The following is a 12,106-nucleotide window of genomic DNA, read 5'->3' as shown; positions in this document are numbered from 1 at the left end:
GCCGGCTTTCGGGCTTATCACCTCCGGGGTGGCGCGGGGGCCCGGTGGGGTGGGGCGGGCGAGGTCGACATCGTCGCCGGCCGCACCGGCAGAGGCGCGCCGGACAACACGATCCGGAAAACGCGATGCGGATGCGCGGATGAGGGGATGTGCGGATACACCGATGAGTTTTCCCGGCCCGCACGGTCCACCCCCCAAGGACTCGAACCGCACCCAGAGGAGCCACCCCATGACCGTGGATCTGCACTCGCCGGCCGCGACCGTCGCCCGTCTCGCGGCCGACCTGCCGGACGACCGGCTGGACGATCCGACCCCGTGTGCGAACTACGCGGTTCGGGATCTGCTCTCCCATCTGGTCGGCCTGACCATCGCGTTTCGCGACGCGGGTCGCAAGGACCTGGGCCCGACCACCGCCACCGCCCCGCCCGCGAAGATGCCCGACCTCGACCCGGACTGGCGCACGATCCTGCCCCGTGAGCTGGACGAACTCGTGGCCGTCTGGCGGCGGACGCCCGCCTGGGAGGGGATGACCCAGGCCGGCGGGGTGACCCTGCCCGCCGAGGTCATGGGCCTCGTCGCGCACAACGAACTCCTGCTGCACGGCTGGGACTTGGCCCGCGCGTTGGGCCGTGAGTACACCGTGGACACGGCGAACCTGGAAGCCTCGCTGGCCTTTCTCACCCCGGCCCAGGAGGCGGCCGACCCAAATCTGCCCGACCCGGACGCCATCTTCGCGCCGCCGGTGGCCGTCCCCGCCGACGCGCCGCTGCTCGACCGGGTGGTCGCCATGGCCGGCCGCAACCCCTCGTGGCAGGCGGCGTAGGCGCGACGGAGACGAGGGGGCGGGACCGGTTCGCTCAGGAGCCGGTCGCCGCCGCGTCCGCCATCCGCTCGCGCGCCTCGGCCAGGTCCGCCTCGGTCGGCGCGTCGTCCTGGGTCAGCCGCAGGCGCCAGTAGCCCGCGAACTCGACCGCCCCCTTGGCCAGTCCGCGCTCGTCGACCAGGTGCCGGCGCAGCACCCGGACCGTTCCCGCCTCACCCGCCAACCAGGCCCGCGTCGACCCCTGCGGCAACCGGGCGGCCCGAAGCGCCGCCGGCAGCAGATCACCGTGCCCGGCCGGCACCGTGCCGCGGTGCAGCCAGTGCGTGGTGAGCCGGGCCCGGGTGCGGAAACGTTGCTCCTCGGCCGCGTCCACCACCTCCGCGTACACGATCGCGTGCGTGTCCTCGGGCAACGCCGCCAGGATCGAGCCGATGGCGGGCAGCGCGGTCTCGTCGCCGACCAGCAGATGTGTGTCGGCGGCGCCGAGCGGCCTGGCGTAGGCGGCCGAGGGGCCGTAGCGGGCGAGGATGTCGCCGGGGCGCGCCGACCGGGCCCACCGGGTGGCCGGGCCGGCGTCCGGGTGCAGCACGAAGTCGACGTCGATCGCCGCGCGTTCGCGATGGTGGGCGCGGACCGTGTAGCTGCGCATCCAGGGGCGTTCGGCCTCGGGGATGGCCAGGAACGCCCCGTACCACCGCCGGAGGTCGTCCGGATCCTCCTGCGGCAGTAGCGGCGCGCGTTGTCCGGCGCGCGGGAAGCACAGCTTGAGCTGCTGGTCGGGCCAGGTCGCGAAGTCGTCGCCCAGCCCCTCCCCGGTGAAGCTCACGCGCGTCATGCGCGGGGTGATCCGGGTGACCTCGGCGACGTGGAGAACAGAAACGAGCGGTGATCCGCCCATGGCGCAAACCCCCATGAATGCGTTGATTGACGACGGTCCGGTGAACCGGCTTGGGTAGGTTTAGCAAAAAATCTCGCGACTTTGTCAAGGTGCTTCCACGAACGGATTTTTCGGCGCCGGGCGGCCGGCGCGGGAGGCCGCACACGTGCGTGCCCGCGGGGCGTCGAGGGCGGGCGATACGGTGCCGAGAGAGATCGTCGGGCGGTACGGACGCCGGGGAGCCGCGAACCGGGCGGGTCGCCGGGGCCGCCGCCGATCGGCTCTTTTTCCGGACCCCGAAGGGAACGACGCACCATGACGCCGCACGCGCAGCCCCCGCAGCCCGCCCCCGAGGACACCGTGCTGGTCGATCGCATCGGACCGGCGGCCCGGCTCGGTCGGATCACCCTGAACCGGCCGCGCGCGATCAACGCGCTGGACCACCCGATGGTGCGCCGGATCACCGCCGCGCTCGCCGAGTGGGCGCGGGACGACTCCGTCGCGGCCGTGCTGATCACCGGCGCGGGCGAACGCGGGCTGTGTGCGGGCGGGGACATCCGGGCGATCCGCGCGGACGCGCTCGAAGGCGGCCACGCGGCGCGCGAGTTCTGGCGCGACGAATACCTGCTCAACGCGCGGATCGCGGCGTATCCGAAGCCCTACATCGCGATCATGGACGGCGTGGTGATGGGCGGCGGCGTCGGCGTCTCGGCGCACGGCGACGTGCGCGTCGTCACCGAGCGCTCGACGGTGGCCATGCCGGAGACCGGGATCGGCTTCGTGCCGGACGTCGGCGGCACATACCTGCTCTCCCGCGCCCCCGGCGAACTCGGCACCCATCTGGCGCTCACCGCCGGTGCGATCGGCGCCGCCGACACGATCCTGTGCGGCCTCGCCGACCACTTCGTCCCCTCGGACCGGCTGCCCGCCCTGCTCGACGCCCTGGCCGCCGGCGACCCGGCCGAGGCGGCGGCCCACCACGCGCAGCCCGCGCCCGCCGGCGTGCTGGCCGAGCGGCGCGCCTGGATCGACGCGTGCTACGCGGCGGACACCGTCGAGGAGATCCTGGACCGGCTGCTCGACAGCGGCGAACCGGCGGCCAAGGAGGCGGCCGAGTTGATCGCGGCCAAATCCCCCACGGCGCTGAAGGTGACGCTGGAGGCGCTGCGCCGGGCCCGGCGGGCCGGGTCGCTCGGGGCGGTGCTGGACCAGGAGTACCGGGTCTCGTGCGCGGCGGTGACCACACCCGATCTGGTCGAGGGTGTACGGGCGCAGGTGGTCGACAAGGATCGCCGGCCGCGCTGGTCGCCGGCGACGCTCGCGGAGGTCGGGGCGGCCGACGTGGAGGCGTTCTTCGCGCCGCTCGGGGAGCGGGAGTTGGGACTGGGCTGAGCGGGAGGGCGGCGGGGCGGTGGCGCCGCTCCCCTCCCCGGGTGGGGATGCCTAGGACGCCTTAGGGGTCTCGGGGCTTGTCCGGCGCGTAGGGATGGGGCATCCGCCCGATGTCCGGGGCCCACCTGGGCCGCGAAGCTGTTACCACGAACCGGGGAGGCCGGGTCGGGGAAACGGGAGACGCTCGTGATCGAGTACGAGATGTTCAAGGCGCGCGAGCGGGAGATCCTGGCGGAGGCCGATCGCGCGGCGCTGCGGCGCACGGCCCGGCGGGAGCGGCGGGCCGAGGCCAGGATGCGCCGGGCCGAGCGGGCTGGAGCGGTGGCGCTCACCACGCTCGCCGTGCTCGAACCGGCCCACGACATGCACCGTGGGCTGCACCTGTTGGCGCGGTGAACCATGCTTCCGATGAGCGGCGCTCGTCCGCCGGGCACAGGGGACTCGGCGGGCGGCGCGGCATCGGGGACACGGGGTCGGCGGGGCGGCTCGGATCGGGGCGGGGCGGGGCGCGCGAGGGTTGCCGTTGGTGCGGCGACGCGCCCCGCCCCGGTGGCTAGGACGCGGGTTCGGGGGCCTTGGGGTCGCGTAGGGGTCGGGTGACCACGACGGGGGCTGGGGGCGCGGTGGGCGGGACCGGAGGCCGCTCGGGGGTCTGCGGAGGGGCCCCGGCCACGCGGTCCGGGCCGAATTCCAGGGCGACCACGTGTTCGCGCAGGGTGCGGTCGAGCAGTACGACGGAGGCGGCCTCGGGGACGACCGCGGCGCCCCGTACGGACAGCGCCAGCAACAACCGGGTCAGGCCACGCCGATGCCGGTCGAAGACCCGGCCGGGTACCCAGCGTCCGCGCTTGTCCTGCCCGGCCAGCGCGTCGGCGGCGTCCACGGCGAGCAGGACCAGGTGCAGTTCGCGTCGTTGCCGATCGGCGGACCTGGCCAACCACCGACGCATCCACGATCGGCTGCCGCAGTCGTGCACGAGGACCGGCCTCCCGCTCCGCACGTGCGCGCGCAGCCGCCTGACGTGTTGCAGCCGCACCCACGGGCGATACACCGCGTACGGCAGCCACGAGGGCATCCGGTCCTGATACTCGACGTGCGCCGTGCGCGGGTCGACCACGACGGCCGATCCGGACCAGCGGTTCAGCAGCGTGCTCTTGCCGCTCCCCGGCAGCCCGGAGACCACCACGACGGCGCCGGCGGGATACCCGAGCACGGCGGGCCCGTGCTCTCGCCCGCGCAGATCGACGAGTCCGCGCGGTCGCATCAGTCCTCCGGATCCCCCGGCCGACTCCTCCCTCGCACCCACCCGGTCCGCTCCCCGCATCTCGCCCACCGCCACTTCCCCCGCCCGTACGCACCCGGCGACATCCGCCTCCGCCGCGTCACTCGACGCACCGGCACAACCACCCCGGCGCGACAGGACCCGTCGTCGGGCGCGACACCAGCGGACATCCTCACAGGTCGCGCCGCTCGCCGCCCGCTCGGGCTCGCCAACGATAATCATCGTCACCCGAAATCCCGCGCCCCACGCGAGCGCGTGCGGGCGATCGGCGCAGGCGGGCCCGTCCGGGATCGTCCGGTGTCGCGAACGTGTTCAGCCCGCCGCAGGTGTCGGGGCGTCGTGGCGGTCGGATTCGCGGATGAGCACCGTGCACAGGATCGCCGCCACGAAGCCGATGACGGCCATCAGCAGGCATACCCGGGCCAGGCCGGAGGTGAAGGCGTCCCGGGCGTCGGCCAGCGCCGCCGGATGGTCCTTCAGCGGGGCGAACCGGCCGGAGGCGACACCGTCGCGAACCCGGTCGGCCGCGCCCGGGGGCACGCCGCCGCCGGTGAGCACGTCGTCGCCCAGGTCGTCGGCGATTCGCGCGGTCAACAGCGCGCCGCCGGCGGCCACACCGATCGAAGTGCCCAGCGGGAAGAACATGTTGGTGGCGCCGGAGGCCATCCCGGCCCGCTCGGCCGGTACCACGCCCACCGCCACGCCCATCAGCGGCGGGAAGCTCAATCCGCCCGCGATGCCCAGCAGGACGAAGCCCGGCAGCATGACCGTCCACGAACTGCCCGCGTCCACCCGGGCCATGGTCAACGACCCGACCCCGGCCACCGCGAAGCCCACCCCGATCGCCTGACCCGGCGTCAGCACCCGCTGTACCAGCCCGCTCAGCGGTGCGATCAGCAGGAGCGGGACGGTCAGCGCCAGCATCTTGACGCCGGTTTGGAACGGCGAGTTGCCGAGCATGCCCTGCAACCACAGGATCAGGAACGGCAACAGCCCGAACGAGGTGATCCGGCCGAACAGACTGGCCAGGATCGCCCCGGTGAACGACGGGATCCGGAACAGCCGCACGTCCAGCAGCGCGATCGAGGGCCGGACCACCTCGACCACCACGAAGGCGACGATCAGTATCGTCCCGACGATCAGCGTGGCCAACACGATCGTCGCGGTCCACCCCTGCTCCGGGCCCTTGACGACCGCGTAGTTGAGCGCGAACAACCCGCCGATCGCGAGCAGTACGCCGGCCAGGTCGAGTCGCCCGCGCCCGGCCGTGTCGGTGGTGTCGTCGGGCAGCTTCAGCCAGGTGCCGACCACGACCAGGACACCCACGGGGAGGTTGATCAGGAAGATCCACCGCCAACCGAGCCCGTCCACCAGGGCCCCGCCGACCAGTGGCCCGAGCGCGGCGGCCGCACCGCTGAGGCCGGAGTAGACGCCGATCGCGGTCTGTCGGGTGCGCCCGGAGTAGGCGGACGCGAGCAACGCCAACGAGGTGGCCATCACCATCGCCGCGCCGACGCCCTGGACGCCGCGGAAGATGATCAGCGTGCCCACGTTCGGCGCGAGCGCGCAGGCCGCCGAGGCGACGGTGAACAGGGCCACGCCCGCGCCGAACACCCGCCGCCGGCCGATCCGGTCGGAGACCGAACCGGCCGCGAGCAGCAGCGCGGCGAACGCGAGCGTGTAGGCGCTGACCACCCACTGCAGGCCGCCGAGTCGGGCGCCGAGATCGTCGGCGATGTCGGGCAGCGCGACGTTGACGATGGTCACGTCGAGGGTCATCAGGATGCCGGCGCCGCTGACCAGGATGGCCGGCCAACGGCCCACCGGTGCCGCCGGGGCCGAGGGTGGTGATGTGTCCGAGGTTGACGGGGTGGGGGATGCGGGCTGAGCCATGGTTGCGGACGACCTCACGCGTCGGGAATGGAACGGCCTACTCACCCAGTGTGCCCGAACGATTGCGCTGTGGTCCGCGAACCTCGCGTCCGCCCACCCCCCAAGCGGAAATCGGGGCGGCGACGGGCCGGCCGGCCAACTCCCCGTGTGCGCCTACCGGTCCTTGACGATCAGGCCCAGGACCTGGGCGAGTGCCGGGGCCAGGTCGAGGAGTTGGGCGCTGTCGACGGTCGCGCCGCGCAGTGCGTCGAGGCCGGAGGCGAAGCCGAGCGCGCTCGCCTCGCGCAGGTCGACCCTGGTCAGCACGGCGTTGTCCAGGCGGACCCGCTCCAGGGTCGAGCCGGGAACGCGCAGATCGGTCAGCGTCGCGCCGGCGAAGTCCACGTCGCGCAGCAGGCAGTCCACGAAGGAGACCTCGCGCAGCTTGGCCCCGCGCAGGTTGACCGAGTCGAACTTGCAGTTGTGGAAGACCACGCGGCGCAGCCCGGCGCCGAACACCTCGAGGCCGGCCAGGACGCACGCGGTGAACTCGGCGTCCATCCACGTCGTTTCCGCGAGGTCGGTGCCTACGATGCGGGCGGCGTGCAGCCACACGTCGTCGAACCGGGCACGGCGGTATCGGCCGCCGTTGAAGCTCACCGAGGAGAAGGCCGACGAGGTGAACGCGCTACCGCCGCCCTCCACGTCCGTGAACACACCTGCGTCGAAGTGTGCGAACTCGTGGTCGCCTTCCCGGTCGAGTTCGCCGTCGAACGCCACGAGCCGGTGGGCGTACGGCAGTTGGTCGAAGGCACGAGGGGCACGGGCGCGCATCAGGAATCCTCCACGAACGCATCATCGGGACCGGGTCCCGCGGTTTGCCCGCCCACGACCGTCGCCGAACGGGGCGCGGCGGGCGGGGGTCCATGCCTATCGCGCGACGCCGCGATCCACCGAATCGACGCGGTCCCGCGGGCGGCCCACGGCGCTATGCGCGACTCCGAGCGAGGCCGCCGCCGAATAAGGCGATACCACCCCAAAACGTGAATGTAACGCAGATCACATCGCTTCGGATGAGGTCGTGTTCGCCCGCTCTCCCGGTCGATGCCGGGCGTCAACTCCACTGCGTGGCAAGCCTGTTGGCGGCGGATGACAGCGCTCGGCGACGCGAGCGGCCGACCGGAGCCGAGTTCCGTGAGAACGATCGTGCGACGGAGGACGAATTACGCATCCTCCCGGCCGACCTCAGCGACCCCTGCCGAGATCCGCGTATACGAACGCGCCGCGGCCCGCAGGCGGGAGAGCCTGCGGGCCGCGATCACGGCCGAAGCCGCCGCACCGTGTTCGTTCCCGACGTCCGTTCCCGACGTCCGTTCACACCGGTGGCGCCGCGCGTCAGCGCAGTCGCAGTGCCGCCCGGAACGTGTTGAACAGTTCCGTCTGGTCGGTCACGCCGAGCACGCGGAACGCCTGCGGCCCCTGGGCCGCGATGCGCACCTCGGTGCCGGTGTGCTCCTGCGACTTGCCGGGGGTGTTGGTCGAGTAGTTGACCTTGAGCTGCACACCCTCGTTGGTCACCAGCGTCGAGGACAGACCCGGAGGGGTGGCGTCCAGCGGGACGATCTGGCTGGTGTGCGCGTGGTCCGCGGTGGTCACCACGAGCGTGTCGGGGTGCTTGGCCGCGTACTCGCGGGCGAGCTTGACCGCCTGGTCGAACGCGACGGTCTCACCGATCTGACCGCACGGGTCGGCGGCGTGGTCCTGCTTGTCGATCGAGGCACCCTCGACCTGGAGGAAGAAGCCCTTGCCCCGGTCGTGGCCGCGACCGGACTGCTTGGCCTCCAGCAGCTCGATCGCCTTCGCGGTCTGCTGCACCAGGGTCGGCGTGCCGGCCGGGCGGTTCGGGTTCGAGGTGACGCAGCGCTGCGGCTCGGTACCGCCGACCGCGGCGGCCTTGCCGGTCCACTCGACCGGGACGTTGACCGGTGCGAACAGACCGAGCACCGGCTTGCCGGCCCGCGCGGCCTTGAGCGAGTCGGCGTCGGTGGCGATCTGGTAGCCCGACTCCTGCGCCTGCCGGAGCACGGTCTTGCCCGCGAACGGGCCCTGCGTGATGGTCTGGTCGAAGCGGGCCTTGCCGCCGCCGAGCAGCACGTCGAACCCGCCCGCGACGCTCTGCTCGGCGATCGAGCCGGGGCCGCCGGCGGCGATCGTGTCGGTCGGGCACTTGGCCATGTCCGCCGGGCCCTGGCAGCTGCGGTCGGTGGCGTGCGCCTGGAGGACCGCCGGGGTGGCGTCGGTCAGTTCGGCGGTGGTGACGCTGCCCGTGGCGTAGCCGTTCTTCTTGGCCAGCTCCAGGATCGTCGGCAGCGCCTTGTTGGTGTCCGGGGTCTTGGAGATGCGGCCGTTGACCGTTTTCTGCCCGGTCGCCCACCCGGTGCCGCTCGCGGCGGAGTCGGTGACGTAGTCCGGGCGCTTGTCCTTGTCGACGGCGTACGTGGTGTACGCGCCGGTGAGCGGGAACCCGTCCATGTTCAGTCGACCGGCCGCGCCGACCGAGTAGTTCCGGGCCAGGGTGATCTCGGAGTCGCCCATCCCGTCACCGAGCAGCATGATGACGTTCTTGGCCTGACCGTCCTTGATCGCGTGCCGGGCTTGATCCGCCTGACCGAACGCCGACGCCGCGCCGGGTACGGCGACGCCGGCGGCCAATACCGCAGCGGCCCCCCACGCGAGATGACGACGGGACAAACGCAGATCCGGCATTTCTCCTCCTTCGAGGTCGACGCGTTGCCGACGATGCCGAGTCCATCAGCCCGGGGGGAACCAAGGGGCGAAGAACAGATGACGTGTCGCGTACACCCGAATGTCCGTTCCCATGCCCGAAGTGCGCACTCCGACCGAAGCGGCGGGATATGTTCGCCGCTTCGGGTCCGGCGGGGTGGGTCAGGGCAGTTCGCGGGGGCCGTACAGGGCGGCTTCGGTGTTGGTGAGCAGGGCCCAGTAGCGGTCGCCGTAGGACCAGTGCCACCACTCGGTCGGGTAGTTGACCAGGCCGGCCTCGGTCAGGGCGGTGCTCAGGATGGCGCGGTTGGCGCGGGCCTGCGGGGTGATGTTCTCGGCGGCGGTGTAGCACGCGCCGGCGCTTTCCTCGGGGCTCGCGTTCATCGGCGTGCCCAGGTCGAGTTCGCGGCCGGCCGGGTCGACGAGGGTCAGGTCGACCGCAGCGCCGGCGCTGTGCGGGGCGATCTCGGGCGGGGAGACGTAGCGGCCGGCCGCGACGTGGACGCGGTCGGCGTCCCAGTCGGGGTGCGCGGCGCGCAGTTCGTCGGCGTACTCCTCGAAGTATCGACGTTGCAGCGCCGGCGGCCGGTATCCCTCGACGAACAGCAGGCGCAGCCCGTCGGGCAGCGCCGCCTGCGCCTTGATCAGCCGGTCGAGCACGCCGACGCGCAGGAAGGTGTACGCGGCGGCCCACTTTGCCTGACGCGGATCCACCGGCAACGACCCGTCCGCCCGCACGTCCACCAACGGCTCGGCACGATCACGGACGGGGACGGCGGCCACGAGCGGGTCGGACATCAAGATGATCTGATCCATATGAAGATCATCCCCTGACGGCGGCGGCCGCCCCGCACACCCTCCACGCCTGTCGGCGTCGTCCGGCACACTTCGTCCGGACCGTCGACGTACGATGGCCACGAGGGAGTCGTACCGATGAACCGCAGCACACGTGCCCTGATCGACCGGGCCGAACGGGCCTGGGACCGACAGGAATGGGCGCGTGCCGCCGACCGGTACGAACGGCTGCTCGCCGCCGAGCCCGACCATGCGCTCGCGGGACAGTGGGCGTTCGACGCGGCACTGGCGCACAAGTTCCTGCGCGACTGGCGGAAGGCTTTCGCGGTCGGTCGGCGGGCGGCCGCGCTGGTGCCGCCGCCGGGCACCGGGGATCCCGCGCACTGGAACCTGGGCATCGCCGCCACCGTGCTCGGCGACTGGGAGACGGCCCGGGCGTCGTGGCGGGCGTACGGCATCGACATCGCGCCGGGCACGGGGGAGATCGACCAGGACTTCGGGATCACCTGTGTCCGCCTGGACACCCCCGAGGGCCGGGAGGTGGTCTGGGCCCGGCGGATCTGCCCGACCCGGGCGGTGGTGCTCAACGTGCCGCTGTCCCCGGCCCGCCGCTTCGGCGACATCGTGCTGCACGACGGCGTGCCCGAGGGCGAGCGCGTGATGGGCGGCCACACCTATCCGGTCTTCGACGAGCTGCTGCTCTGGCGTGCCTCCGACATGCCCACCTGGACGGCCGAGGTGACCGCGCCGGCGGAGGCGGACTTCGACGCGCTGGAGACGTCCTTCACCGAACGCGACTTCGCCCTGGAGGCGACGGCCGGCGTCCGGATGTTGTGCGGGTGTTGCGCCGAGGGCCGGGTCGAGCAGGAGCGCACGAGCGGGCACGGGGTGGGCGTGGGTGTACGGATCGCCGCTCCCGAGGCCGAGGCCCGCTCGCTCCTGAACGCCTGGGCCGACCTGGGGGACACCCGCTCGTGGAGGGACCTGGTCGCGGTCTGATCCGCGCCCGGCGGGTCGCGTTCGCCGGCGGGGGTTGACCTCGAGTCGGCTTCATCTTTCATGGTGGCTCCCGTACGCGGTGCCTGTCGGTTCTTCGGATCGTGGGCGCCCACTTCGAACTCGGGAGTCACCCATGCGCGCGATCCGGCTGCATACGTTCGGCCCGGCGGAGAACCTGCGGCTCGAAGAGGTTCCGGACCCTCGGGCCGGCGAGGGGCAGGTGCGCATCGACGTCGAGGTCGCCGGTGTGCATCTGATCGAGGCCCGGCTGCGGCGCGGGGAGTCGGTCGGCCCGCACCGGCCGCCGGTGTTGCCGACCACGCCCGGCGGCGAGGTGGCCGGCGTGGTCGGGGCGGTGGGGCCGGGGGTGGCCGCGCGGTGGCTGGGCCGTCGGGTCGTGGCGCAGCTCGGCGACGGCGGCGGGTACGCCGAGCGCGCGGTCGCCGACCTGGCCGCGGTGCACCCGATCCCCGACGACCTGGGTGCCGCCGAGGCGGTCGCGGCGATCACCACCGGCACCACCGCACAGGGCGTGCTCGGGGTGGCCCGGATCGACGCCCGGGACGTGGTCCTGGTGATGTCCGCCGCCGGCGGCCTGGGCAGCCTGTTCGTCCGGGCCGCGCGGGCCGCCGGGGCGCTCGTGGTGGGCGTCGCGGGCGGTCCGGCGAAGGTGGCCAAGGTGCGTGCGCTGGGCGCCCACATCGCGGTGGACTACCGCGACGCGGACTGGCCCGAGCGGGTGCGGGCCGCGTCGGCCGGCCGCGAACCCACCGCCGTGCTCGACGGCGTCGGCGGCGCCCTCGGCCGGCAGGCCCTCGAACTCCTGGGCCCCGGTGGCCGGTTCCTCCTGTACGGCTGGGCCGCGGGCGAGCCGACCGAGATCACCACGCGCGACCTGGTCGAGCGGCAGTTGACCGCGACGTGGGCGATCGGGCCGAACATGGTCCCGGCGGGCGGTTGGCCGGAATTGACCGCTCGCGCCCTGAACGCCGCCGCCGACGGCACGATGGTGCCCGCCATCACCGCCTTCCCGTTGGCCGAGGCCGCGGCCGCGCACGCGGCACTGGAATCCCGCGCGACGGACGGCAAGGTGGTGTTGACGGTCGGGGCCTGAGCGCCGCCGTTCCGGTCGCGGTCACACCCCGCCCGCGGGGGGCGGGTGGGGGGGGCGGCGGCGGCGCGGGGGGGGGGCCCCGGGCGAGGGGCCGCTCGCGAGCGGGGCGGTGGGGGGCCGCGACCCGGGGGGCGGGCGCGAACCCGGGGTCCAGTGGCGACTGGGGGC

11 protein-coding genes are annotated in these 12,106 nt (G+C 73.2%); 5 read left to right on the top strand and 6 right to left on the bottom strand.

Annotated elements, in window-relative coordinates; translation table 11 throughout:
• Positions 1-229: 229 nt before the first annotated feature.
• Entirely contained in the window at positions 230-823 is a 594-nt protein-coding gene (locus tag ACFRCG_RS37580; protein ID WP_380039950.1) for a TIGR03086 family metal-binding protein, read from the top strand.
• Between the two features lie 34 nt (positions 824-857).
• Here the strand turns inward: ACFRCG_RS37580 and ACFRCG_RS37575 are convergent, their stop codons facing one another.
• Positions 858-1,721 carry a siderophore-interacting protein gene (locus ACFRCG_RS37575; protein ID WP_380039948.1) on the bottom strand — a complete coding sequence of 288 codons (864 nt, stop codon included), beginning with the start codon at positions 1,719-1,721 and terminating at the stop codon, positions 858-860.
• A gap of 294 nt (positions 1,722-2,015) precedes the next feature.
• Between ACFRCG_RS37575 and ACFRCG_RS37570 the strand changes: the two genes are divergently transcribed.
• On the top strand, positions 2,016-3,092 hold the full coding sequence (locus ACFRCG_RS37570; RefSeq protein ID WP_380039946.1) for an enoyl-CoA hydratase/isomerase family protein: 1,077 nt from the start codon (positions 2,016-2,018) through the stop codon (positions 3,090-3,092).
• Positions 3,093-3,278: 186 nt separating this feature from the next.
• Entirely contained in the window at positions 3,279-3,488 is a 210-nt protein-coding gene (locus ACFRCG_RS37565; protein WP_380039944.1) for a hypothetical protein, read from the top strand.
• A gap of 157 nt (positions 3,489-3,645) precedes the next feature.
• Here the strand turns inward: ACFRCG_RS37565 and ACFRCG_RS37560 are convergent, their stop codons facing one another.
• The 5 genes from ACFRCG_RS37560 to ACFRCG_RS37540 all read right to left on the bottom strand — a co-directional run bounded on the left by ACFRCG_RS37560 (position 3,646) and on the right by ACFRCG_RS37540 (position 9,846).
• Positions 3,646-4,356, bottom strand: a complete 711-nt coding sequence (locus ACFRCG_RS37560) for an AAA family ATPase (protein ID WP_380039942.1) — start codon at positions 4,354-4,356, stop codon at positions 3,646-3,648.
• Between the two features lie 330 nt (positions 4,357-4,686).
• Positions 4,687-6,198: an MFS transporter gene (locus tag ACFRCG_RS37555; RefSeq protein WP_380039940.1), complete on the bottom strand. Its 1,512-nt coding sequence runs from the start codon at positions 6,196-6,198 to the stop codon at positions 4,687-4,689.
• 222 nt (positions 6,199-6,420) lie between these two features.
• Positions 6,421-7,080 (bottom strand): pentapeptide repeat-containing protein, encoded by a 660-nt coding sequence (locus ACFRCG_RS37550; RefSeq protein WP_380039938.1) that lies wholly within the window; start codon positions 7,078-7,080, stop codon positions 6,421-6,423.
• A 561-nt stretch (positions 7,081-7,641) separates the two neighbouring features.
• On the bottom strand, positions 7,642-9,012 hold the full coding sequence (locus ACFRCG_RS37545; RefSeq protein ID WP_380039936.1) for an alkaline phosphatase: 1,371 nt from the start codon (positions 9,010-9,012) through the stop codon (positions 7,642-7,644).
• Positions 9,013-9,192: 180 nt separating this feature from the next.
• Positions 9,193-9,846 (bottom strand): M15 family metallopeptidase, encoded by a 654-nt coding sequence (locus ACFRCG_RS37540; RefSeq protein WP_380039934.1) that lies wholly within the window; start codon positions 9,844-9,846, stop codon positions 9,193-9,195.
• Between the two features lie 117 nt (positions 9,847-9,963).
• Here ACFRCG_RS37540 and ACFRCG_RS37535 point away from each other — a divergent pair, with 117 nt between their 5' ends.
• Both ACFRCG_RS37535 and ACFRCG_RS37530 read left to right on the top strand, forming a co-directional pair.
• Complete coding sequence (locus ACFRCG_RS37535; protein ID WP_380039932.1) at positions 9,964-10,824, top strand: tetratricopeptide repeat protein; 861 nt, start codon at positions 9,964-9,966, stop codon at positions 10,822-10,824.
• A gap of 133 nt (positions 10,825-10,957) precedes the next feature.
• The gene (locus tag ACFRCG_RS37530) at positions 10,958-11,938 is read left to right on the top strand and encodes a zinc-binding dehydrogenase (RefSeq protein WP_380039930.1); all 981 of its coding nucleotides are present in this window, start codon (positions 10,958-10,960) and stop codon (positions 11,936-11,938) included.
• The last annotated feature ends 168 nt before the right edge of the window (positions 11,939-12,106 follow it).

The sequence above is a fragment of the Embleya sp. NPDC056575 genome, assembly GCF_042793325.1.
Classification (GTDB): Bacteria; Actinomycetota; Actinomycetes; order Streptomycetales; family Streptomycetaceae; genus Embleya.
This window is presented reverse-complemented; position numbering and strand designations above follow the sequence as displayed.

Bases quoted from the DNA above. Each gene is read 5' to 3' on its own strand.
- ACFRCG_RS37570 (WP_380039946.1), top strand. From the start codon at position 2,016: ATGACGCCGCACGCGCAGCCCCCGCAGCCCGCCCCCGAGGACACCGTG.
- ACFRCG_RS37575 (WP_380039948.1), bottom strand. From the start codon at position 1,721: ATGGGCGGATCACCGCTCGTTTCTGTTCTCCACGTCGCCGAGGTCACC.
- ACFRCG_RS37550 (WP_380039938.1), bottom strand. From the start codon at position 7,080: ATGCGCGCCCGTGCCCCTCGTGCCTTCGACCAACTGCCGTACGCCCAC.
- ACFRCG_RS37530 (WP_380039930.1), top strand. From the start codon at position 10,958: ATGCGCGCGATCCGGCTGCATACGTTCGGCCCGGCGGAGAACCTGCGG.
- ACFRCG_RS37545 (WP_380039936.1), bottom strand. From the start codon at position 9,012: ATGCCGGATCTGCGTTTGTCCCGTCGTCATCTCGCGTGGGGGGCCGCT.
- ACFRCG_RS37560 (WP_380039942.1), bottom strand. From the start codon at position 4,356: ATGCGACCGCGCGGACTCGTCGATCTGCGCGGGCGAGAGCACGGGCCC.
- ACFRCG_RS37535 (WP_380039932.1), top strand. From the start codon at position 9,964: ATGAACCGCAGCACACGTGCCCTGATCGACCGGGCCGAACGGGCCTGG.
- ACFRCG_RS37580 (WP_380039950.1), top strand. From the start codon at position 230: ATGACCGTGGATCTGCACTCGCCGGCCGCGACCGTCGCCCGTCTCGCG.
- ACFRCG_RS37540 (WP_380039934.1), bottom strand. From the start codon at position 9,846: ATGGATCAGATCATCTTGATGTCCGACCCGCTCGTGGCCGCCGTCCCC.